The organism is Aequorivita sp. 609, from assembly GCF_014212065.1.
Taxonomy (GTDB): domain Bacteria; phylum Bacteroidota; class Bacteroidia; order Flavobacteriales; family Flavobacteriaceae; genus Aequorivita; species Aequorivita sinensis.
Window position 1 is genome coordinate 12908 of record NZ_JACJVM010000002.1, and the last position, 25415, is coordinate 38322.

19 protein-coding genes are annotated in these 25415 nt (G+C 34.5%); 12 read left to right on the forward strand and 7 right to left on the reverse strand.

Translation table 11 applies throughout. The features are described from left to right. Positions 1–3 precede the first annotated feature (3 nt). The 7 genes from H4O20_RS00130 to murI all read left to right on the forward strand — a co-directional run bounded on the left by H4O20_RS00130 (position 4) and on the right by murI (position 7419). Positions 4–888 (forward strand): NAD kinase, encoded by an 885-nt coding sequence (locus tag H4O20_RS00130; protein WP_139855530.1) that lies wholly within the window; start codon positions 4–6, stop codon positions 886–888. A gap of 99 nt (positions 889–987) precedes the next feature. Then, the gene (locus H4O20_RS00135) at positions 988–1692 is read left to right on the forward strand and encodes a DUF6089 family protein (protein ID WP_139855531.1); all 705 of its coding nucleotides are present in this window, start codon (positions 988–990) and stop codon (positions 1690–1692) included. A 7-nt stretch (positions 1693–1699) separates the two neighbouring features. Further along, positions 1700–2440 carry an isoprenyl transferase gene (locus H4O20_RS00140; RefSeq protein WP_139855532.1) on the forward strand — a complete coding sequence of 247 codons (741 nt, stop codon included), beginning with the start codon at positions 1700–1702 and terminating at the stop codon, positions 2438–2440. Positions 2441–2450: 10 nt separating this feature from the next. After that, positions 2451–5024: an outer membrane protein assembly factor BamA gene (bamA, locus tag H4O20_RS00145; RefSeq protein WP_260402619.1), complete on the forward strand. Its 2574-nt coding sequence runs from the start codon at positions 2451–2453 to the stop codon at positions 5022–5024. 42 nt (positions 5025–5066) lie between these two features. Further along, a complete protein-coding gene (locus H4O20_RS00150) occupies positions 5067–5903 on the forward strand; it encodes an OmpH family outer membrane protein (RefSeq protein ID WP_139855534.1) in 837 nt (278 codons plus the stop codon). Positions 5904–6025: 122 nt separating this feature from the next. Then, positions 6026–6535 carry an OmpH family outer membrane protein gene (locus H4O20_RS00155; protein WP_139855535.1) on the forward strand — a complete coding sequence of 170 codons (510 nt, stop codon included), beginning with the start codon at positions 6026–6028 and terminating at the stop codon, positions 6533–6535. 92 nt (positions 6536–6627) lie between these two features. Continuing rightward, on the forward strand, positions 6628–7419 hold the full coding sequence (gene murI, locus H4O20_RS00160) for a glutamate racemase (protein ID WP_185097896.1): 792 nt from the start codon (positions 6628–6630) through the stop codon (positions 7417–7419). Positions 7420–7423: 4 nt separating this feature from the next. On the opposite strand, the gene H4O20_RS00165 is transcribed toward murI, so the two are convergent. The 3 genes from H4O20_RS00165 to H4O20_RS00175 all read right to left on the reverse strand — a co-directional run bounded on the left by H4O20_RS00165 (position 7424) and on the right by H4O20_RS00175 (position 15631). After that, complete coding sequence (locus H4O20_RS00165) at positions 7424–7933, reverse strand: gamma carbonic anhydrase family protein (RefSeq protein WP_185097897.1); 510 nt, start codon at positions 7931–7933, stop codon at positions 7424–7426. A gap of 101 nt (positions 7934–8034) precedes the next feature. Beyond that, positions 8035–9036 (reverse strand): type IX secretion system membrane protein PorP/SprF, encoded by a 1002-nt coding sequence (locus H4O20_RS00170; RefSeq protein ID WP_139855538.1) that lies wholly within the window; start codon positions 9034–9036, stop codon positions 8035–8037. Between the two features lie 91 nt (positions 9037–9127). Beyond that, entirely contained in the window at positions 9128–15631 is a 6504-nt protein-coding gene (locus tag H4O20_RS00175) for a T9SS type B sorting domain-containing protein (protein ID WP_185097898.1), read from the reverse strand. A 90-nt stretch (positions 15632–15721) separates the two neighbouring features. On the opposite strand from H4O20_RS00175, the gene H4O20_RS00180 reads away from it, so the two are divergent. The 5 genes from H4O20_RS00180 (at position 15722) to H4O20_RS00200 (ending at position 20780) form a co-directional block, all read left to right on the forward strand. Continuing rightward, a complete protein-coding gene (locus H4O20_RS00180) occupies positions 15722–16633 on the forward strand; it encodes a NifU family protein (RefSeq protein WP_185097899.1) in 912 nt (303 codons plus the stop codon). A 177-nt stretch (positions 16634–16810) separates the two neighbouring features. Next, entirely contained in the window at positions 16811–17011 is a 201-nt protein-coding gene (locus H4O20_RS00185) for a dodecin family protein (protein ID WP_139855541.1), read from the forward strand. Between the two features lie 71 nt (positions 17012–17082). After that, a complete protein-coding gene (locus H4O20_RS00190; RefSeq protein WP_185097900.1) occupies positions 17083–19188 on the forward strand; it encodes a thioredoxin domain-containing protein in 2106 nt (701 codons plus the stop codon). 24 nt (positions 19189–19212) lie between these two features. Next, a complete protein-coding gene (locus tag H4O20_RS00195) occupies positions 19213–20067 on the forward strand; it encodes a mechanosensitive ion channel family protein (protein ID WP_139855543.1) in 855 nt (284 codons plus the stop codon). 11 nt (positions 20068–20078) lie between these two features. Continuing rightward, positions 20079–20780: a hypothetical protein gene (locus H4O20_RS00200; RefSeq protein ID WP_139855544.1), complete on the forward strand. Its 702-nt coding sequence runs from the start codon at positions 20079–20081 to the stop codon at positions 20778–20780. A gap of 7 nt (positions 20781–20787) precedes the next feature. Here the strand turns inward: H4O20_RS00200 and tsaB are convergent, their stop codons facing one another. From tsaB to H4O20_RS00220, 4 genes are all read right to left on the reverse strand, one after another. Next, entirely contained in the window at positions 20788–21447 is a 660-nt protein-coding gene (gene tsaB / locus H4O20_RS00205; protein WP_139855545.1) for a tRNA (adenosine(37)-N6)-threonylcarbamoyltransferase complex dimerization subunit type 1 TsaB, read from the reverse strand. 3 nt (positions 21448–21450) lie between these two features. Further along, positions 21451–22719 carry an efflux RND transporter periplasmic adaptor subunit gene (locus H4O20_RS00210; protein WP_185097901.1) on the reverse strand — a complete coding sequence of 423 codons (1269 nt, stop codon included), beginning with the start codon at positions 22717–22719 and terminating at the stop codon, positions 21451–21453. 2 nt (positions 22720–22721) lie between these two features. Continuing rightward, positions 22722–24053 carry a TolC family protein gene (locus H4O20_RS00215; protein ID WP_139855547.1) on the reverse strand — a complete coding sequence of 444 codons (1332 nt, stop codon included), beginning with the start codon at positions 24051–24053 and terminating at the stop codon, positions 22722–22724. A 144-nt stretch (positions 24054–24197) separates the two neighbouring features. Further along, entirely contained in the window at positions 24198–25352 is a 1155-nt protein-coding gene (locus H4O20_RS00220) for an efflux RND transporter periplasmic adaptor subunit (RefSeq protein WP_139855548.1), read from the reverse strand. Positions 25353–25415: the final 63 nt, after the last annotated feature.

Below are 25415 nucleotides of genomic sequence, written 5' to 3' on the forward strand. Positions count from 1 at the left end.
TAAATGAAAATAGGAATTTACGGACAGTTTTATCACAAAAATTCAGAAATATACATTCAGATGTTACTGGATGCACTTCAAAAAAAGGCTGCGAAAGTTCTGATAGAGGAAAATTTCCTTGAAATTATTAACCAAAATCAAGAAATCACTAAAAACTTTTCAGAGTGTTCAACCTTTACAAAACTTGATTCTAGTTTCGATCTATTTTTCAGTATTGGAGGTGACGGCACCATTTTGAAAGCGGTGACATTTGTTGGGGATTTAGGTATTCCAATTGTTGGAATCAACACTGGGCGACTAGGTTTTTTGGCGACTATCCAAAAGGAAACCATTACTGAAAGTCTCAATCAAATATTAGAAGGAGAATATATTATTTCTGAACGCAGCCTTCTAACGGTAGAAACTAAACCCGAGAGCGAAGAAGTACCCACACTTAATTTTGCACTAAATGAAGTTGCGGTAAATAGACGCAACACAACTTCAATGATAAAAGTTGAGACCTTGGTAAACGATAAATACCTTACCTCCTATTGGTCTGACGGATTGATTGTTGCTACACCAACCGGATCTACCGGTTACTCCTTAAGTTGTGGAGGTCCCGTTATAGACCCTGATTCAAAAAATATGATTCTAACTCCCATTGCCCCACACAATTTAAATGCAAGGCCTTTAGTAATTGCAGATTCCAACACAGTTACTCTAAAAGTTTATGGACGTGAAGAAACTTTTTTAATGTCTATGGATTCCAGGATTGCTACTTTAAAAAATGAAACGAAGATTATTATAAAAAAAGCTGATTTCACTATTAAACTAGTTCAATTAAACGATGACAGCTTTATTAAAACCCTTCGAAAAAAATTGTTATGGGGCGAAGACAAGAGAAATTAAACAATAAATCAAACTAAAACTTGTTAATCATTTAAGACAATTTGGCTTCAGTCTATTTCAAGCCAAGTTTATTGTTATATTTGCAAACTTTTAAACTATATGAAGCATTTTGCAACTGCATTTTTACTACTCTTAGCTGTGTATAGCGCACAGTCTCAAACCTATGAAGTAGGTGTTATGTTGGGCGGCGCCAACTATATTGGCGATGTTGGTAAAACAAATTATATAAATCCAAATGCAATTGCAGCAGGTGGGATATTTAAATGGAATAGAGGTCCAAGACACTCATTTAGGGGCTCTCTTCTTTATGCTAAAATTAAAGGAGACGATATTGATAGCGGCTATAGCAACAGAGAACAGCGCGGATATTCATTTGAAAATTCAATCAAAGAATTATCGATAGGGTTAGAATTTAACTTTTGGGACTTTGATGTTCACAGTGGTAAAAAAGTTCACACCCCCTATTTATACACTGGTTTTACTTCGTTTTTATATGATTCATCAGGAGCTTTAGATAGGAGAGATGGCAATACAAAAGAGGAAAAAGTACAAACAGGGATAGATTTTGCAATCCCTATGGTAATAGGATACAAAGCAAAGCTATCTCACAGCACAATGATAGGCTTTGAAATTGGAGCTCGTTATACCCTCACAGACAACTTAGACGGAAGTAGTGATTGGAAGAAAGGAGAACCTCGAAGAGCAGGTGATTTTGGAAACATCAATAATGATGATTGGTATGTGTTCAGTGGCATAACGTTTACATTTGCTTTTGGAAGACTACCCTGCTATTGCAATTTTTAAAACAACAATGGATTCTAAAAACAGCATAGACAAAAACAGATTACCAAAACACCTTGCCATTATCATGGACGGGAATGGTCGTTGGGCTAAACAAAAAGGTCTTTTACGTTCCATTGGGCATGAAAACGGATCGAAAGCTGTTCGCGAAATTGTAGAAGGATGTGCAGAAATCGGAATTGACTACTTAACTCTTTACGCCTTTTCTACCGAAAATTGGAAAAGACCTAAAATTGAGGTAGAATTATTGATGAAACTCTTAGTTTCATCCTTAAGAAAAGAAATTAAAACACTTAATGATAACGACATTAAGTTAAATGCTATCGGCAATTTAAATGCATTACCTAAAAAAGCTCATAAAGAACTTTTGGATGTAATTGAAAAAACAAAAGATAATAAAAGGATGACACTTACTCTTGCATTAAGCTATGGTTCAAGAGAAGAAATAACAAAAACAATTAAAGAGATTAGTCTTAAAGTTAAAAATAACCTAATTTCGCCGGACGATATTGACGAAACGGTAATTAATAATCATCTTTACACCCAAAATTTACCAGATGTAGACTTGTTGATCCGCACCAGTGGAGAACAGCGTATCAGTAATTTTCTGCTTTGGCAAATAGCTTATGCCGAATTATATTTTACTGAAACGCTTTGGCCGGATTATACTAAAAACCATCTTTTTGAAGCAATATTAAATTATCAAAACAGAGAAAGAAGATTTGGAAAAACCAGTGAACAACTTAAATAAAAGTTCCCTATTGCATACATACAGAAAATCTTATTGTATTTTTTTATTTACAATACTTTCCGTTTTTACACTACAGGCACAGCAAAAAGAACTTGACAGCGGCATAAAATACACTATTAATGAAATAGTAGTAACAGGCGCTCAAAACTTTAACGAACAAACCGTTATAGCTTTTACAGGCTTAAAAAAAGGGGATCGCATTTATATCCCTGGTGAAAAACTTAGCCAAGTTACTAAGAAACTTTGGGAACAAAACCTTTTTAGCGACATTGCTTTCTATGTGACTAATATCAATGGAGATGAAGTAGATTTAGAGCTATACATTGTAGAGCTACCTAAACTTAACGAAGTTACTATTGAAGGTGACGGAATTCGCAAAGCCAAGAAGAAAGAAATAATTAAGGATAACAACCTTGGCGCTGGCGCTAAAATTACTGAAAACCTTATTTCTACAACCACCAACTACATTACCAATAAGTATAAAAAAGATGGCTTTTTAAATACTGATGTAACTATCACCACCACTCCTGTTAAGGATTCAAGTGGGGTGGAGATTTCTAAAAACATGAAAATCGCGGTAGACAAAGGAAACCGTGTAAAAGTAACCAAAATAAACTTTGAGGGTAATGAGCAGTTTTCAAATGGAAAATTGCGCAGAGCGATGAAAAAAACAAAGCGTAAAAACTTTTTGCGTTTTTGGAAAAGATCTAAATACACCGAAGAAGGTATTGAAGAAGATAAAGAGTCTATCTTAAAGAAATACAAGTCTAATGGTTATCGTGATGCACGTATCGTTAAAGATTCGTTGCGCATCCTAAATGATAAAAATGTTGCATTAGACATCAAACTTGAAGAAGGAGACAAATACTATTTTGGTGATATTGATTTTATAGGAAATAGCGTTTTTACAGATTCTCAATTACGTCAAGTTTTAGGTATTAAGAAAGGAGATGTTTACAATGGCATCCTACTTCAAGAACGTATTGCAGACGACAGCTCTCCTGATGCTGAAGATATGACTAACCTATATCAAAACAACGGTTATCTTGCTGCAAGAATTAACCCTGTAGAAGTTGCTGTAAGAAATGACACCATCGATTTTGAAATAAGAATCATGGAGCGTAACTTATTCTATTTCGACCACGTTACAGTGGTAGGAAACGACCGTACCAATGACCATGTTATCTACAGAGAGCTTAGAACCCGTCCAGGTCAAAAATATAGCAAACGAGATGTAGTACGTACTATTCGCGAACTTGGACAATTAGGATTCTTTGATCCAGAACAACTTTCACCTAATTTCAAAAAAGTAGATGAAAGCAACGGTTTAGTAGACCTTGAATACTCTGTGGTTGAAAAAGGAAGTAGCCAAGTTGAGCTACAAGGTGGTTATGGTGGTGGAGGTTTTGTTGGAACCTTAGGGCTTTCTTTCAACAACTTCTCACTTAGAAACATTTTTAATCTAGACAGCTACAAACCACTTCCAATGGGAGACGGTCAAAAGCTTTCATTAAGAGCACAAGCAAGTAGCTATTACCAAACCTATAGCGTTTCACTTACAGAACCATGGCTTGGTGGTAAAAAACCAGTTCAGTTCTCTGCTTCGTTCTCACATACAATTCAAAACTTCTACGACTATAGAAATAGAAGAGCCGATACAGACAGAAGCTTTACAATTACTGGTGGTTCTCTTGGATTAGCTAAGAAGGTTAAATGGCCAGATGATTATTTTGTGTGGTCTAATGCTCTTAGTTTTCAACATTACAACTTAAATAATTACAATACTGGATTGTTTACATTCGGTGATGGGTACTCAAATAACTTAGCCTATACTATAGGGATAAGCAGAAACAATACCGCTACAAACCCGATATATCCAACTTCTGGATCGGACTTTAGCATTACTGCTAAACTTACCCCTCCATATTCAGCATTTAACAGTGTAGATTACGGTGCTTTAAAAGATGAAAGAGCTAGATTATTGGAAACATTACCAGACGATCCTAACTTTGTAAATGCAAATCAGAGAATTTCTGAAATTGATCAAGAACGTTTTAAGTGGTTAGAATACTATAAAGTTAAATTTAAAGGAACTTGGTACACACGTTTATACGATAAGCTTGTGCTTCGTACAAACACTGAATTAGGATTCTTAGGCGCATACAATCAAAACCGTGGTGTTCCTCCTTTCGAAAGATTCTTTGTTGGTGGTGATGGACTAGGAGCTTATAGCTTGGATGGACGTGAAGTAATTCAAATGAGAGGATATCCAAACCAAGGACTTTCTGACCCTGATGGAAATACGATTTACAATAAATTTTCGTTAGAGGTAAGATATCCTGTAACTTTGGCACAAATGGCGTCGATTTACGTATTAGCTTTTGCTGAAGGTGGAGCTTCATACGATGGCTTTAGAAATTACAATCCATTCGAACTCAAGCGTTCAGCTGGAGCAGGATTACGTATATTTATGCCAGCATTCGGACTCTTAGGTATCGATTTCGGATATGGATTTGATCCAGCGTTAGGAGGCACCGAAAAAAATGGATGGGAGACACATTTTATCATCGGACAACAATTTTAAAAAAACTGGCACGATATTTTCTTAACCTACAACCAAACAACTATGAAGACAAAAAAAATACTCTTTTTTACTATTGCCCTTTTTTGCTTTACCTTCATGGCAGAAGCACAACGAGGTGTTCGTATAGGATATATTGACATGGAATACATTCTAGAGAGTGTTCCAGAATATAAAGAAGCGTCAATTCAATTAGAAGGAAAAGTTCAACGTTGGAAGCAAGACATCGAAAAAAGGCAAAAAGATATCGATCAGATGAAATTGAATCTTGCCAATGAAAGAGTGTTACTAACACAAGAATTAATTGAAGAACGAGAAGAAGAAATAAAAATTAAGGAAGATGAAATGCTTCAGTACCAGCAAGACCGATTTGGCCCTAATGGTGACTTAATGATTCAGCGCAGACAATTAGTTCAGCCAATTCAAGATCAAGTATTCAATATTGTTCAAGAAATTGCAGAAGGTAAGAAATACGACTTTATTTTTGACAAGTCTGCAGATGTAGTAATGTTGTTTGCAGCAAAAAGAAATGACATTAGCGACTTAGTAATCAGAAGCATCGAACGTGCTGGTAGAAGAACGCAAGCTTTAGATAAAAAAGAAAAGCGTGAAATAGAACGCAAAGAAAAACTTTCTTTAGAAGAGGAAGGAGCACTTTCAGAAAGAGAAGAAGAAATTCAAAAGAAACAGGAAGAGCGCGAGGCTATTATCGAGGCTAAGAAAACAGAGCGTGAGCAAATGATGGAAGATCGCAAAAGAGAACGCGATTCTATTAGAGATGCAAAAAGAGCTGAAATGGAAGCTCGCAGACAAAAAATGATTGAAGAAAGAGAACGCAGAAGAGATTCTATATTAAATGCTCGAAAAAATAGAAACAACTAAAACCCTGGAAACAGTGGTGAGGAATAGGAAGTAAATAAATGAGTTGTTAAATCTCACTAAACCTTTAACAGAATAACCAAATCAATTTAATTAAAATAACACTTAAATTTAATACACTTACGATGAAAAAAATGAAAACCTTATTAATGGCAGTTGCACTAATGATAGGAGCTACTAGTTTCGTAAACGCTCAAGTAAAAATTGCTCATATTAATGCACAAGAACTTATTGAGTCAATGCCAGACTATAAAGCTGCTCAAAATCAGTTAGACAAAGTTCAAAAGACTTACGATACTGAAATTAAAGCAATGGTGAAAGAATGGGAAACTAAAATGAAGCAATACGATGCTGAAGCTTCATCAAAAACCGACGAAGAAAACCAAAAGAGATTCCAAGAGGTTCAAGCAATGCAAGAAAACATTCAAGCATACAGACAACAAGCATTACAAGATTTAGATAAGAAAAGAGCTGATACATTTAAGCCAGTTCTTGAAAAAGCTCAATCTACAATCCAAAGAGTTGCTAAATCTCTAGGATACCAATATGTATTGGATTCTACAATGGGAGGTGGTGTAATTCTTGCCGATGGTAAAGACCTTATGGCTGATGTGAAAAAAGAATTAGGAATGTAATTCTTTTTTAGATTATACTTTTTAAAAAAACTGCCCCCAAAAGGGCAGTTTTTTTATGCAATATTTTTAATGGAATTGGCTACTTTTACGATATGGATAAAAACAGTCCAATAGGGATTTTTGATTCTGGAGTGGGTGGCACTTCTATATGGAAAGAAGTAGAAAAGCTACTTCCTTTCGAGCACACCATTTACCTTGCTGATAGCATAAACGCTCCTTATGGCGATAAGTCTGCTGACGACATTATCGCACTCAGTATTAAAAATGTAGATAAGCTACTTAGTTTAAAATGCAAGATTATAATTGTAGCCTGTAATACAGCAACTACAAATGCAATTTCAGTTCTTAGAAATAAATACGATATTCCAATTATCGGAATAGAACCTGCAATAAAACCTGCAGCATTACAAACCAACTCAAAGAGTATTGGCATTCTAGCTACAAAAGGGACGCTTAGCAGCGCACTTTTCAGCAAAACCACCAAAGAGTTCACTAAAGATATTAACGTTGTTGAAATCATAGGAGAAGGACTCGTTACGTTAATTGAAAAAGGAAATTTAGACGGTCCAGAAATGATGGCTCTTTTAAAGAAGCATATTCAACCTATGATTGATGCCAATGTAGATTATTTGGTTTTAGGATGTAGCCACTACCCTTATATTATCCCTCAATTAAAAATGATTTTACCAGACAACGTTAAAATTATTGATTCAGGGGAAGCAGTGGCCAAACAAACAAAAACGATACTACAGAGCTTGGATTTACTTCGTGAAGAAACTTCTGCTCCAACTCTTCAATTCTATACTAATGCCAAAACAAGAACTTTAGAATTTCTATTAGAAGAATATTCTAAAATCATTACTATAGAAAAAAAAGACTTTTAGAAAGTTATTTAAACCAAGAAGAATACATCACGTAATTTTCGGCAATACGTTCAACTTCGCCTTTTGTAAGTTCTGGACTAATATCCTTAATTTTTTTTGCTGGGATTCCAGCGTAAATACTGCCACTTTCAACTACAGTGTTTTTAGAAACAACAGCTCCCGCAGCTATGATGGTATTACTCTCAACAATACAATCGTCCATAACAATACTCCCCATCCCAATTAGCACGTTATCGTGTACCGTACAACCGTGCACGATAGCATTATGACCTATGGAAACATTATTACCAATGGTTGTAGGTGAGGTTTTGTAGGAAGCGTGAATTACTGCTCCATCCTGAACATTTACCCTATTTCCCATTTTAATATAATTCACATCTCCGCGAATAACTGCATTAAACCATACACTACACTCATCACCCATAACTACATCGCCAACTATAGTAGCATTTTCAGCTATAAAACAATTTTCAGGTATTTCAGGATGTTTTCCGTTTACTGATTTTATGATCATAAGAATATATTAAGAAAGTAAATTTCAAATCTATTAATAAAACAAAGCCTAATACAAATTTAAGTATTAGGCCTTATTGTAAAATATAAAAACTGTATCAATTAGTTAATCGCAGGGCAATTACATTCGTACGGCGCTGGTCTTCCACCTAAAAAGTCGAAACCTAAAGTAATTTGATGAAATCCTCCACTTTGATATTTAACATTCCCAGATTGATATGAATAAGTATAAGCAAACATAAAGTTGTTAAAGTCTATCCCTAAAACTGGAGTAAAATATTGAAGTTTTTGATTTTCAATTTTTGTACCATCTAAGTATTCTGCACCGTCTAAAGTTCTTCTGTACGATATCCCTCCCCAAAGTTTTCCAAAATCCATTTTGCGATAGGCTTTCATATTTACATCAACAGTTTTTTCACCTGTACGTTCAGCCCATTGGAATAGAAATGAAGGTTCGTAACTCCAATCGGAATCAAACTTTCCAATTGCGTAAGCCATAGAAGCTAAGTATTTACGCTGGTTGTTCGATTCAAATTCTTCACTGTAAATATTTCTATTTCTAAAAATGATGTTTTTAACAGTAAGGTGACTTGAGAAATTTAAAAAATTATAAGAAAACCCTGCGTCTACATTAAAGTAAGTACTACTCTGAATAATTCCACCAATAACAGGATCGAAGTCGGATAAATCAAAGCTTGTTTCATCCAATCTACCTTGAGTAATTCCCGCACTTAATCCAAAAGATAATTGATTTAAATCAACTTCAGTTCTGGAAAACATAATATGATGCGCATAAGTTACATACCCCCCGGTTTGCGAATGGTATCCATTTTTATCGTTATACAGAATTAATCCAAGACCAGATTGTTCGCCTACTCGAGCATTAACACTCAATGTTTGCAAATTTGGTGCTTCCTTTTGATCAAACCATTGCTTTCTAGCCGTTAGTCTAATCTTGTTATAATTTGCTGCACCCGCCATGGATGGATGAATAAGATATAGATTATCTGCAAAATAGTCTGAGTACACCGGAATTCCATCTTGTGAATAACCACAGAAAGAAACTATTAGTAGCAGTAAAATGGGGAATTGTTTAAATTTCATGTGCATAAAATATTTGATAATGCGTAAGATAAATTGCCTGTTCTAATCTTCGGTAATTTACTATTTTTTGTTAAACACTTTATATTTTCTATTAACGTTTTAAAGTAAAATGTCCTTTAAATTCTTTTAATTGATCGTCTTCTTTATATTCAACTCTAAACCAATAGTCACTAGATGGTAATGGTGTTCCATTATATGTTCCATCCCAACCTTGTTCTGTAGGGCTTAATTGCTTCAATAATTTTCCGAAGCGATCAAAGATATATATTTTTGCCGTTGGGTCACTTGCACCAATGCCATAAATATTCCAAGTATCGTGATAACCATCTTCATTTGGAGTAAAATACTGAGGATAATCTATTACACTTACTTCAAAAGTAACAGATCCGCAACCATTCACATCCTTAATAGTTATTAAGTGAACTCCAGGACTTACATTTTCAAATATATTGCTAGTTTGAAATGGTCCATTATCGAGTTGATATTGATACTCTCCAATACCAGTAGCGAGCACTTCTATTATATGATTTCCTGCAAAAGCTCCATTACTTAAAACAGCCTCATAAGTAAGCGGTGGAGATGATAAAGTAACCGTTGTACTTGCTGTGGTTTCACAGCCTGTAGCAATTTCAATAATTGTAACTGTATACACCCCTTCTTCCAAAGCAGTTATAGAAGGTCCGGTTTCTCCAGGCACTAGTACTCCATTTAAATCCCACATAAATGAATACAGGTTAGGGTCTAAACCAGTATCAATTACAGGAGGCGACACACTTCCCTCTTCCTCAGGAATCGGATTGCCATTTTCATCAACACATAATCTATATTCATCATCAAAAACAATAGTTGGCAAATAATTCACTTTCAAAATCATTTCAACTACTGCATAACATTTCGGAATAAAAGTATTGCTTTCATTAGTAACCCTTACATAAATACGTTGTGGATTTATGATGTTTACATAAGGGAATTCAATTGCACCTTCTCCACTTTCGGCACCTTCAATTGTTTCATAGAAGGTTAATTGGAAATTAGCAGGATCTTGACCATCTAAAATTTCATTGTGAAGATCTTGCACTTGTGGATCTGTTAAATCGTATAAATCAAATTCTGTAAAACCATCACTTGGAGGAAGGTTGTCACAAACTACAAATGGTTGAGCTGGTGTATTTGCAAGTGCCTCTCGATTCACCTGAAGTTCGAAAGATTGATTGCCACCTACATAACATCCTGTTTCTGTGTTGAGAATACCTGTGTAAATAATCTGTGGGTTTATAGCATTGTTATTCGCATCTCTATTTTGATAAGTAGTAGTGTTTACAATTGCATTTGTTTGATTTTCTGCATCTACTATATCTGTATAAAAACTTACTTCAAAAATAGATAAAGACTGACCATTTAATATTTCATCAACCTTAGAATTTAAATTGAAAATACCAATTCCGCTATCATTCGAGATACAAACTACATAGGGAGAAACCTCAGCCGTATCATCAGGAATTGGGTTTACGATTAGTTCCAATTCTACTATTTCAAAACATAGTGAAGTAGGATTGGTTGTACGAACGTAAATTGTTTGTGGATTACTTATGTTTTGATAAGCTGTTGTTTCCGCCTCTGGAATAGCATCGGTTTCTGAAACCGCATTTTCATAACTTAAATAATAATCTAACGTCCAAGTGGTGTTTCCATTCAGAATTTGATTATTGCGAGAAGTAAGGTCGAAAAGTTCTGTTTCATCATATGGTCCCGGAGGAATAATCAAGTTGTTATCGCAAAGCACTATAGGGTCTGGTGTAACAGGTTCTGGATTGCTTTTAACTCTTATGGTTAATGTTGTAAAAGACAAACATCCGCTATCACTATCTTCTACTCTTACATAAAGCACTTGAGGATTAATAGCATTACCTGAAGTGTCAACATTTACATAAGCTGTATCTGGATTTATAGGGTTAATATTATCCTGAGCATCTTCTTCTGTAATAAAGTAAGAAACTCCATGTGTAAGTACTCCCCCTGTAATTTCACTATTTTTAACTGTAAGGTCAAAAGTTGTTATTCCGTCGTTTGCCTCACCTAAGTCATCACATAAAGACAATGGTGTTGGGTCTATTATTTGCACTCCATCTTGAACTACAAGATCAAATTCGCCTAGCTTATAGCATTCCGTGACATTATCACTTAACCGAACCCATATTGTCTGTGGGTTGCTTGTGTTTGTATAAGATTCTGGTTGAGCTATAACATCTGTTCCTAAGGCTGCTGAAGCTTCCGATTCATGATACGTCAAAGTAAAATCACTGGTCGACTGACTGCCAAAAATTAGATCTTCCTGAACAGTAAGATCAAAAACAGCAAAATTATCATCGCCACAAAGTATTAAATCTGGTAAATCTTGAGGAACAATTGGCGTTGGATTAACGATAAGCTCTAAGGTAGTAACATCAAAACATCCTGTCCCGTCTGGTTCATCTTCAAAGGCTACTCTTACAAATATCGTTTGATTGTAAGCTATAATATTTTCATAAGGACTTTGTAATGGAAAATTACCTGTATTTGCATCCTGTAGTGTTTCGTGATAGCTAACATTAAGAAGTGTATTACCTCCGCTAATTTCATCACTCTTACTTTCTAAATCAAAATCGGAAACTATTCCATCGTTATCCATATCGCAAACAACTAATGGTGTTGGCTCTACAGGAACAGGAAGTGGGTTTACTATTAGATTAAACGAAAGCTCTGCCATACAATCCTGCTGATTTGAAATAGAAACAAATATTTCGTGGGGATTGCTTGTGTTTTGAAACGCTGTAGGGTTATCAATAGGAATATTATTCGCTAAATCGTTTGCATCTTTATAGTACGTTACTGTTAATGTTGCATCATTATTAGTTATCAAAGGCGTATTCAATGTTAAGTCGAATGTAGATACCTCATCATTTGATGTACTTCCATTAACTTCATCATCGCAAAGTTCAAGATCTTCTGCCGTTCCCGAACCAGGGAATTCTCCAACTTCTAAATCAAAAGAAGAAACTCTGTAGCAACCAGTATTTAAATTTTCTAAGCGCACATATATAGTTTGTCCCATGCTAGAAAACTCATTTGCTTGCGTAATTTGATTAATACCGGTTATGGCATCTGATTCAACTTCATAATAAGAAATTGGCGCAAAATCGGTAGGATTTTGAATTCCATAAACTGAAGAATTTTGAATTGTTAAATCAAAAATTCCAAATCCATCACCGTTTAAATCACAAACGATATATGGATCTAAAAAGTTAGCATCTGGCGCATCTGGCAATGGAATAACAATAAGTTGCAGTTGCACAATGGCATAGCATTCAGATTCATTCTTCTCAACTCTTGCCCATACAGAATCATTAAAGGCAACAACGTTTGTATATAGGAAAGGAGCTACAATTTCACCTGCACCCCCTACTTCAGCTTCTGCTTCGGTTGGGTAATATTTTACCGTTACGTCCAACTCTCCATTCATTATTTGGTTTGTACGCAAACTAAGGTCGAATTCTGCAAATCCATCACCTTCATCACAAAGTTCAAGTGGATCAGGAACAGCTGGAGTTGGCAACGGGTCTACCACTAATGTTAAAGTAACAAGGCTTTTACATTCAAAAGTATTTGCAACTCTTGCTACAATAGTCTGTGCATTTGTAATATTTTGATAAGCGGTTGGGTTAGCTATTGGATTATCGGCAGCTTCATCTGCAAAAGTTTCAAACCAGGTAACAACTAAATTAGGAATGCCTCCTGTTATCTCGTTATTTTTTGAAGTTAAATCGAAAGTACTTATTTGGTCAGTAGTTGTACTTCCATTTACAGTATCATCACATAAATGATAATCGACTGGTTCATTTCCTACGGGACTTGGCTCTACAATTAACTCCAACTCAACAATTGTATAACATCCCTGTCCTCCATTATTTGGAGTAGTGTTAGCTGCTGAACCAACTCCAAGAAAATAGATAATCTGGGTATTTGGAACTATATTTTGATAAGCAGTGGGGTTTGCAATTGCTTGAGAGAAATCTGGATTTTCTAATGCTGAAATTCCAGCATCTATAGCATCTTGTTCTGATGCATAGTAGTAAATGTCGTATTGCAACGGATCAAGTCCGTTAAGTATTTCGTCTTGTTTAGTTGTTAAATTAAAAATTTCAAAACCATCGTTATTATCATCGCATATACGATACACTGAAGGTTCGTTTAGCATAGGGCTGTCACGTACTTCAAGCTTTAACAAAACAGTTGTGTAACAAGTTGAATTCGGACTCTCTATTCTTGCATATACCTCGTCGTTATATGGAATAATATTCTCGAACGGTTCTGGTAAAACCCCTTCGTTGGTTTGTGCATCTGATAAGGTATAATGATATGTAACTGTTAAAGTAGGATCTCCCCCTGTAATATCTTCATCTGCATTATGGAGAAAAAAGTCTGTAAAACCATTGCTATCACTATCACAAGCAACTAATGGATCAGGGTTTTCATTTACTACCTGAAGTGAATCGACAGTGATTTCAACAGAAGTAGTTAAAAAACAGTCTGGATTTATAACTGTCTCAATCCTAGCAAAAATCGTTTCGCCTGGAACAGAAACTGGATAAATAATTGGCAGTGGATTAGCTCTTGTTTGAGCTTCATTTAAAGTGTTGTGATATGTAATATTAAATTCTGAAGCATTTTGACCGTCCAAAACAAATGCATCAAACTCTAATGGCAAGTTTACATCCTCACTACCATTTTCATCTTGATCGCATAATGCCATTGATGGAAGTACTCCAACACTAATTGGAGTATAATAAATCTCAAATTGTTCTAGGTCGTAACACATTTCCTGTGCTCTGTCATGAATACGTACGTAGATTGTTTGTGGTGATGGCCCCACCATAGGGTAAGCCCCTGGTGTAGTAATTGCACTTATGTTATTTTCACTATCTGCATATGTTTCAAAGTACTTAACCTCAAAAACAGTTGAGTTTTGCCCACCTAAAACATTTACATCATTCTGAGTAAGGTCGAAAAAATTTGTTTGGGTTCCATTATCGCATCTAAAAAGATCTAATGGTTCATGGGCGACTGCTTGCGGATTGAATGTGACAATAAATGCAGGTGATTCTTCCACAAAACAAGCGGCTTTATTACCACTTACAGTGTAAACCCCAGACTGGGTTACATTTATTGTAGGCGTATTACCACCATATGGATTTCCATCAAGAAACCAGTTATAAGTGTCTAAGTCGTTAAAATTTGCTGTTAATGTTTCTGTTTGCCCTTCGCAACTTTCGTTATTTCCTGTTATAAATAAACCCTGTGCTGCTAGATCTATTGTTTGCTCAAATTCATTATTTTCTTCATTAGTTTCTAGAACAATTCCCACCCCTGTTCCATTATCATCAACAACCGCTTTTAGCGTAAATATTTGAGGTGTACCTACAGGAATATTAAGGTTTATCGTTCCGCTTTCACTGCCATCAATTGGAAGTTCAATATTTGTTTGTGTTTGCCCTAACAAAACTGCATCGGCATAAAATGCTATAGGAGTACCAGCTGGCAATGCTGCAGTACTGTTAATATTGTATACGGTATAGTCTACTTCTATAGTACTATCTGCACACAGCACCCCGAGATTATCAATAGTTATGGTAGCATCTGGAAGTTCTGAATTTACGCTAGTAATGATATTATTTACCATTATCCAGTCTTGGTCTGATGTAAGTTTAATTTCAATAGTACTATCACCAGGCTCAACGATTCCTACTAAATCGTAAAAATCCAGGTCCATATTATAATTTTGGGCATTTCCAGGAGCACCAATATAGGAGTTGGTTCCGTTAAAGGCATTATTTGAAGGGTTTAATGGCGGATCGGATATTAGTTGTCCATTGATGTATAAACTTTCTTGATTATCGATAAACCTATCACCTTCCCAAGCAAGAAATCCAATTTTTGATAATTCATCTGAAGCTACAGAAATATCAGTAAGTGTTATTTCAATTGGATTCTCAAATTCGTTAACACCTTCAAGTCCGTCAAAAAGACTAATCTGATTTAATAAAATATCTGGATCGGTTGGGTCTTCATAAATTATATAGATGGCCCACCCTCCAAAGTTAGTACCACTACCCGAACCATTGGGAGGCGAACAGTAGTCAGACAGAATATTCATTACATCCAATCCAGAGAATGTATAAACTCCATTCCCATTAGCTAACAATAAATTTGTAACATCTGCATAAGCTGCAAAATATGGTAGGTTTCTAAAAGTATGTGAAAAAGTTCTTTCAGCAGTTATTGCTGTTCCATTGATATCAACTTGGAAATCTCCCGGGCCAATTGAAGACCAGTATAGATGAGCGGAAACTAGGCTTTGGGTTGCAGATAAATTTAATGTTGCGCTACTTTCTGAAAGCATATCACAATAAGAACCACCGTTTTCAGCAGCATTTAAAGTATTACCTATAGCTGTAAAATCGTAACGCCCATTAAACTGTTGAAATAATCCTATTGGATTCTGTTGAGAAAATACTAATAGAGGTATTAGAAAAAGTAAAGAGAGTATTAATTTTTTCATAATTCGGTGTTAAGATACCAAATATATTGAATGTTCTGATTTCCTTTTTATAATTTCGCAAATTATTCCTAAAACTCTCCCCTTTTTATTATGGAAATCGCCAAAACATCTAATCCTAGTATAGTAAAATTTGTGTCTGATTCTTTTCTTACTAAAGCATCAAGTTATGAATTCAAAAATATTGATGAAGCTAAAAACAGCGTTTTGGCACAACAACTTTTTTACCTTCCCTTTGTGAAAACAGTTTATATTTCTCAAAACTTTGTTGCCATTGAAAAATACAATATTGTAGAGTGGGAAGATGTTCAAGAAGAGGTAGCAGAATCTATTTCAGAATATATCAAGTCTGGGAAATCTGTTGTTACAGAAGCTGAAGTTGTGGCTCCAAAAAAACTTCCTGTTAGTATTTATGCAGAAAGCACACCAAACCCAACGGTTATGAAGTTTGTTGCCAATAAAACATTAGCGGAAGGTACTTTTGAATTTAAAAGTATTGAAGATGCTATTCTTTCACCACTGGCACAAGCGTTATTTAACTTTCCATTTGTAAAAGAAGTTTTTATTAGCAACAATTATGTTTCAGTTACGAAACACAATATGATTGATTGGGAAGAAATTTCTATGGAAATTAGAGAGTTTCTTCGTCAATATGTTCAAGACGACAAACCTATTGTGAAAGATGAAATTACCAAGGCTTCAAATATTTCGAACAATATTGGTTCGGCAGATTCTTCTCTAGAAAAAGAAGACAAAAATTATTCGGATATAGAAAAAGAAATCATATCTATCTTAGACGAATATGTTAAACCTGCTGTAGCCAGAGACGGTGGAAATATTATGTTCGACTCCTTTAACGAGAGTTCTAAAACCGTTAAGGTAGTACTTCAAGGAGCTTGTAGCGGATGTCCTTCATCAACCATCACTTTAAAAAATGGAATTGAAACCATGCTTAAAGAATTAATGAAAGGACAGGTGGAAAGTGTAGTTGCAATTAACGGATAATCTTTACTTTCTGAATTACTTGATAGCAATTTTATAATTTATTTAGTTCATTTTCAACTTTTAAGATCAAGGTTTAACTTAATTTTCAGACTAATAATTCTTAATAACTGTATCTTAGTGTTTTATTAATTATCCCACCTTGTTATTCAACGAGATGAGAACAAAAACTAAGTAATTATGGCAGTATTAAAAGTAATTGAAATTCTTGCTAGCTCTAAAGAAAGCTGGGAAGATGCTACAAGAAATGCAGTAAAAGAAGCTTCAAAAAGTGTAAAAAACATCCGTTCTGTTTATGTTCAAGAAAACAGTTGCGTTGTAGAAAATGGGGATGTAACTCAATTCCGTGTTAACGTAAAGATTACTTTCGAAGTTAAATAAATACTTCAGATAATATTAAAAATACGCTTTTGAGCTTTCAAAAGCGTATTTTTGTTTTATAAACTTCTGTAATGAAGCTATTTTCTTCTATTTTAATTCTAGGTATTCTACTTGCCTGTAATACTTCTAAAAAAGACACTTTGGACACACATCTCTTTACAAACGATTTAATTCACGAAACTAGCCCTTACCTGCTTCAGCATGCTCATAACCCTGTAAATTGGAAACCGTATAATGATGCAGCATTGCAACAGGCCAAAAAAGAAAAAAAACTCATCATAATTAGTATTGGATATGCCGCCTGCCATTGGTGTCACGTTATGGAACATGAAAGTTTTGAAGATATTGAGGTTGCAGAGGTTATGAACAAAAATTATATCTCGATTAAAGTAGATCGAGAGGAACGACCAGATGTAGATCAAACATATATAAATGCAGTTCAACTTATGACTGGAAGTGCGGGTTGGCCATTAAATGTTATTACGCTTCCAGATGGTCGACCTGTTTGGGGCGGAACTTATTTTCGTAAAAGTGATTGGATAAATGCTCTAGAGCAAATTCAGGAGGTGTACAAAATAGAACCTGAAAAAATTATTGCTTATGCTAACAGGTTAGAACAGGGTATTAAAAGCATGGATCTAATTGAGTTAAATACTGAAGATGTAGATTTAACTCAGTTTCCAACAGCAGACATTATTAAAAATTTTTCAGAGAGATTTGATACTAAAAATGGTGGATTTCGAGGAGCTCCGAAATTTATGATGCCTAACAATTTTGAATTTTTATTACGACAAGCTGTTGAGAGTAACGATGAAACCTTATTGAACTACGTTACTTTATCATTAGATAAAATGGCATACGGTGGACTTTACGATCAATTAGGAGGTGGATTTTCACGTTATAGTACAGATGAAAAATGGCACGTACCTCACTTTGAAAAGATGCTGTACGACAATGCCCAGCTTGTAAGCCTATATAGCAATGCCTATCTAGTTACTAAAAAGCCACTTTACAAAGAAGTGGTTGAAGAAACGCTAGATTTTATCGCCTTAGACCTCACCAATAAAGAAGGAGGATTTTATTCATCCTTAGATGCAGACAGTAACAATAAAGACGGAAAATTAGAAGAAGGAGCTTTTTACGTTTTCACTCAAGAGGAATTAGAAGATTTGCTAGAAGACGATTTTAAAATTTTTAGAGAGTATTACAATGTAAATAGCTATGGGAAGTGGGAACACAATAATTATGTTTTAATAAGAAAGAAAACAAATTCAGAAATTGAAAAAGAGTTTAATATTTCTCATGAAACATTACAACAGAAAAAGAAAAGCTGGAAGCAAACCCTTTTAAACTATCGAAACAATAGACCAAAACCAAGACTGGATGACAAAACACTTACTTCTTGGAATGCTATGATGCTAAAGGGGTATATAGATGCTTACAAAACATTCAACAATCAAGAGTATTTAGATATCGCTCTTAGGAATGCTGAGTTTCTTGCTAAAAATCAACTTCAGAAAAACGGCACATTATTTCATAATTATAAAGATGGGAAAAGCACAATTAACGGCTTTCTGGAAGATTACGCTTTTACAATTGAAGCTTTTATAAGTTTATACCAAGTTACCTTGGATGAAAAGTGGCTTAACTTATCAAAAGAAATGACAGATTATTCAATCTTAAACTTTTTTGACGAGGAAAAACATATGTTTTATTTTACATCAAAAGAAGACCCAGTCATTGTTAGTAGAAATTTTGAATATCGAGACAATGTCATTCCTGCTTCAAATTCAGTTATGGCAAAGAATTTGTACAAACTTTCAAAGTATTTTGATGAGCCTCGTTTTAATGAAATTTCTAAGCAGATGCTAAAAAATGTATTAGCAGAAGTAGAAAATTACCCTAGCGGGTTTTCTAATTGGTTAGATTTGCTTTCTAATTTTCAAAATAACTTTTTTGAAATAGTTGTTGTTGGAGACAGTGCATCTGAAAAAATTCAGGAATTCTACAGTCACTATCTGCCCAACACAATTTTAGCTGCAAGCAATGTAGAAAACAATGCTCCTCTATTTAAAAATAGGTTCGTCAAGGATGAAACACTTATTTATATTTGCGAAAATAATACGTGCAAGATTCCAGTTAAGGATTCCGAAATTGCAATTAAATCATTAAACTAAAAATTAAAAAACAGTAAAACATTTATGGAAAAATTTAAGGACATTAATATTTATATCGAAGAATATGGTCAAAAATTAATTGACTTTCTACCGAGTTTAATCGGGGCTATTTTACTTCTGTTTATAGGAATGTGGGTTATAAGACTTATAAATAAGGTAGTTAGAAAGTTTTTTGACAAAAAAGATTATGATCCTACTTTAGAAAACTTTATCGCTAGTTTAATTAACTGGGCCCTTAAAATTGTTTTATTTGTTCTTGTAGTTACCCAGTTAGGAGTAGAATCTGCTTCGCTAGTCGCTATAATTGGTGCTGCTGGTCTTGCTGTTGGTTTAGCATTACAAGGATCATTAGCAAACTTTGCTGGGGGCATTCTAATTTTATTGATGAAACCCTTTAAGGTTGGAGACTTTATTAGCGCTCAAGGTATTGATGGTACTGTAAAAGACATTAATATATTTAACACTAAGCTTACCACTTTTGGAAACCAACTCGCTATAATTCCTAACGGAAAGTTAAGTAACGACAATATAGTTAATTATACTTCTGAAGGTATTAGAAGAGAAAACTTAACCTTTGGTATAGGTTATGACGATAATATTAAAGAGGCAAAAGATATTTTGCTTAACTTAGTAAACGAACAAGAGGCTGTATTACAACTTGAAGATAAAGCACCTATGATTGTAGTTGCCGAATTAGGTGATAGTTCAGTTAATTTAAGTCTACGTTATTGGGCTAAAAATGAAGATTTCTGGAATTTAAGATGGTTAATTTTAGAAGAAGGAAAGTCTAGATTAGAAGCAGCTGGAATTTCAATTCCATTCCCACAACGAGATGTTCACCATTTTAATTTGGAAACACTTAACACTAATAAATCTTAATATAATAAATCATGAAAAAAATATTGTTAATAGGACTAATTGCCCTTACTGCAAGTCCTTTATTTGCACAACGCGCAAGCACTAGTTTCGATATGTATGCTACTACTATAGATATAAATCAAAAAGCATTGGCTTTTGGATTAACTGAAGCCGAGTTTGAGTCTATAGTAGATGACGCTTATACAAATCCTAATTTCTTAGAGGGCTCTATTTTCCAAGGGGAAGATTTAATGAAGTCTAAAGTTCTTATGCGTTATAATGCTTTCGCCGATGAAATAGAAATTAAAAAACACGCTACCGACAAAAATTATGGAGCCTTAATTAAAGATCCAGAAGTATTTGTAAAAATTGGTAGAGACATTTATCTATTCGTGCCTTACCAGGGTAGTAATGAAAAAGGTGGTTATTTTAATGTGCTAAGCGACGGAAAAAACTATGATCTCTACAAAAAAGTGACATCAAAGTTTAACGAAGCAAAAAAAGCACGTAATAATTACCAAACAGACACTAAACCTTCATTTTCAAAAAATGTGAAGTATTATTTAGTAGAAGATGGAACCTTCCTAGAAATGCCGAGCAACAAGTCTAGGATTCTTAAAATGATGGATAAGAAAAAGACTGAAATGAAAGCTTTTATCAAGGAAAACAAATTAGACCTTGACAAAGAAGCTGATTTAATAAAAGCTGTTCAACATTTCGATTCTCTTTTATAAATCGAAATTAATTTAAAAGAAATTCTTTTAAATAATAAGGTTCAAAATAGGCGACGCTTTCAGTGTCGCCTATTTTATATTTAGCCTCTGCCAAACTAGCCATTTCAGCTGATGAAGGATGTGTTATTTTATGAAACTCTGCATTGTTATGATTACAAATTGCTTCAAATTTTGCTGAACCATCACCAATGAAAACTGTTTTTTTCTCATTTAGAAATTCAGCAAAAGAATTTTCATCGATAATTTCCGCTTTAGTATCTTTTATTTGCTTTTTCTCAGCGTTAAAAACAGCAGAGTAAACCTCCATTCTTCTAGCATCTAGCAAAGGAATAATAAAGCAGTCTTCGCACTTAACTTGCTGTGCCAACACTTCCAAGGTAAGTGTAGATATTAAAGGTATATCTAGCGCGAAGCACAGGCCTTTAGCTGCAGAAACACCAATTCGCAAGCCTGTGTAAGACCCAGGGCCTTTACTAACGGCAATTGCGTCTAAATTAGATTTTTCAATATTTGCCTCATTTATAACTTCATCAATAAAAACGTGAAGTTTTTCGGCATGCGAATATTTTAGATTGTTTTCTTCCCTTATAGCTTTTACTTCACCATCTATTGAAAGTGCAACAGAACAATTAGTTGTAGCCGTTTCTATGCAGAGAATTATTGCCATTTTTTAGTTATTCTTTGAATTTGAACTAACCTCAACTTTATCACCTTGCTTTAGTAATTTAGTTACAGTAGTATATGGACCAGTAATAACAGTTTCACCCTCTTTTAAACCAGAAAGAATCTCAATATTTGATTCATCCTGAATACCTGTTTTTACAACTCTTAACTTAGCCTGATCCCCTTCTTTCACATAAACCGCTTCAAACTTTTCGGTATTCGATTTTACTTCACTAGTCTTTGGTTTTCTAGTATCTGATGTATCAGTTTTAACAACAATTGAACTAATTGGAACTCCAATTACATTTCGTTTCTTATTTGTGATAATATCTACTGTAGCAGTCATTCCAGGACGGAACGGAGAATAGCTTTCTGGCTTTCCTTCAGTTAGATCCTTATATGATTCTGGAAGAATACTAACTTTAACTTTAAAATTAGTTACCTGATCGGCTGTTAAAGCATTTTCAGCACTATTTGCAATTGCAGTAACCACACCTTTAAACTCTCTTTTTAAATACGCATCAACTTCAACCATAGTTGAGTCACCAACCGATACTTTTACAATGTCGTTTTCGTTTACATCAACCTCAACTTCCATTTTCTGTAAGTTTGCAACACGAACAATTTCTGTACCTGCCATTTGAGCTGTACCCACTACTCTTTCCCCTAGTTCTACAGACAATTTTGAAATTGTTCCGCTCATTGGAGCATAAATTGTCGTTCTTGAAAGGTTATCTACCGATTGTTTAACGTTGGCAGCAGCACTTTGTACACTGTAATAAGCAGCTTTCACATTTGCTTTAGCCATATCGAAATCTGTAACAGATTTATCCCATTCAGACTTAGAAATCACGCCTTTTTCAAAAAGCGTCTTATTTCTTTCATAGGTTAATTGGGCATTCATTTTACTAGCTTCGGCTTGTGCTAATTGCGCTCTTACATTCTGAAGTCCAGCTTGGGATTGGCTTACCGCAGCTTGAATAAGGTCTGGGTTAATTTTAACCAAAAGATCTCCTTTTTCAACCGTTTGACCTTCTTTAATAGGAAGCTCAATAATTTCACCAGAAACCTCTGAAGAAAGTGCCACTTCCACTTCAGGTTGAATTTTCCCAGTTGCAGCAACAGTTTCAGTGATGTCTAATAATTCTATTTGAGTTATTTCAACCTCTTTGAAATCGCCTGATTTTCCAAACCAGCCAGCTTTTTTCCCGAAAATCAATAAAACTATAAGCAGGACAACCGCTACAACAATCCAAATAAGTGTTTTTTTCTTCATATTTAAAATTTTAATTCACTTGCTGGAACGCCAAAATACAATTCCAAAACTTTTAATTTAAAAATATACTCAAATTTAGTTCTGTTTTCTTCAATTTTAGCATTGTCATATCTCAGTTTCGACTGACTAAAATCGAAAGCATTGGTTAAACCAACATCATAGCGATCTTTTGCATATTGATATGCTAATTCTTGCGATTCCATTGCAACTGTAGCAGCTTCATAAGCTTTTAATGCACCATTCGCATCTACATAGGCTTGGTAAACATTAGACTCAAGATCAAGCTGTGCCTGCTCTAATTGATATTCAGTATTCTTTAAATTTACTTTACTTCTCATTACCCCACTACGTGCTGCAAATCCATTGAATATAGGGATATTTAGCTGTAAACCATAACCTATTCCATCGTTCAAATACAACTGCTCCACGAAATCGCGTTCAAGCGGGTCATTATCTGCATAACGTGTATTATAACCAAAAAAAGCTGAAAGCGTAGGGTAGTAACTTCCTCTAGAAATCTGTAAATCCTTTTCGGCAAGCTCTACATTTTTTTGAGCAATTTTTACTTCAGAGCGTGTTTCTTTCGCACTTTTAATAATTTCTGAAACATCTTTATCTGCAATTCCGCCATCGATAATATTGTATTCTTCTTCGGCTATATCAAAACTAGAGTAATCCTTAATCAATAATAATTGCGCTAAACTAATTAGTGAAATTTTTACGTTGTTTTCCGAAATAGCAATTCTTTGTTTTTCACCGGCATCAGTTGCTTTTATTTCTAAAAGATCTCCACGAGGAAGCACTCCCGCATCTACAAGGTCATTAGTCCTTTGTAACTGTTGAAGGGTAACCTCATTTTGCGATTTTATAACTTCTAAGTTTGCCTTATTTAATAATACCTGCAAATATGAGTTTGCTACAGCCAAAGCAATATCATCTTTCATTTTGTCTAAACGATACTGTGCTGCAAGTTCTGAAAGTTTCGCTCGTTGTAATTGACGTACGTTCCTTAAACCATCAAAAAGTGTATATCCTACATTAATAGCTCCAGAGGCAGAACCAAGAGTTGTATTTTCTAATTGATTAGTTGTTGGGTTTAAACTAAGTCCTGTGTTTTTTGATGCTGAAGCATTGGCATTTAAACTAGGTAAAAAATTACCAATAGCTTGTAATTTATCAGCTTCGGTAAACTCTAAGTCTAACTGACTTTGTTTTACTGAAATATTATTTTCTAAGGCGTGGTTTACACATTCCTGAAGTGTCCATTGTTTGGTTTGAGCATTTAAGGAAATGCTACAAATCAATAAAAGAAATGGGATTACTATCTTTTTCATAAATTTTTCTATTACTGAATAAGTCTTTTGTATTGCTATTGCGTTACAAAAATTATGAAATTTAAATTTTTATAAGTTTTTAGTACGTAATAATTTGAAGCAAAGGTATCCTATAGTTATACAATGCATTTACCCTTTACTATTTTATCTATCTGCAGGTTTTAATTGATTCCATACTTTAATAGCATCATCTTCGGAAACGCCACTTTTTACTTCTACATCTATACCATCACTTATACCTAACTCAACATCTTTTCTTTCAAACTTTTGGTCTCCAACCATAATTTCTACAAAAGGTTTTTGTGTTTTTGGATCGTATTGAACCAAAGCTTCTTTTATGGTCAGAACATTTTCAGCTTTAGCTAAGATTATTGAAGCGTTAGCACTTAATCCAGCACGAATAAATACTTTGGAGGTATCTAAGCTTTTCATTGTAGCTTTTATCTCAAACTGAATAGCTCCATTTTCATCTACACCTTTTGGTGCGATATAATCTAATTCCGCATTGAAAAGTTCATCTGGAAGTGCTCCAACTGTAATTTCAAGAGGTAGACCTTCTTTTATTTTTCCAACTTCACTTTCATCTACTTTACCTTCAAAAATCATTTTATCAACATCGGCTATGGTTGCAATAGTTGTCCCGTCGTTAAAGTTATTCGATTCAATTACTTGATTTCCGGTTTTTACAGGAACATCTAAAATCATCCCAGATACCGTAGCTCGAATTTCAGTATTAGCCAAGGCTCCCATTCCTGTAGTGGTTCCAGTTCTGATGATGTCGTAATTTTGATTTGCAGCCGTTAAGCCCACTTGTTCTTGCTTTAATCTCTGTTGAGCTTGATTGTATGCTAATTGAGCGTTATCAAATTCATTTGCAGAAATCACTCCTTTTTCAAACAGTTCCTTTTGACGATTGTAGATGTTTTTCTGATTTTCAAAAGCAAGGCGAGCCGTTTCTACTTGAGTACGAACATTGTTTATATTGCTTTTTGCACTATTAAGTGACGAAACATTCGGTACAACTTTGACCTTTGCAATTAAATCGCCAGATTTAACCACTTCACCGGCTTCAACAAATATTTGATCTATAATTCCCGAAATATTAGGTTTTATTAATACCTCCTCCTTGGGAACTATGCTTCCTGTTGCGACAGTCTTTTTTAAAATAGTGCCTATTGCGGGTTTTTCAGTTTCGTAAACCACCGGATCTTCAATATTTTTACTATACAGCCAATACATTGAAGCCAAAAACAATATCGCTATTGTGGCAAGGATGATTATGGTTTTTGATTTTTTCATTGGTATCGATGTTGATTTAATTTCATATTTTATTTTATACTCCTAATAATGGCAAGTGTTTTA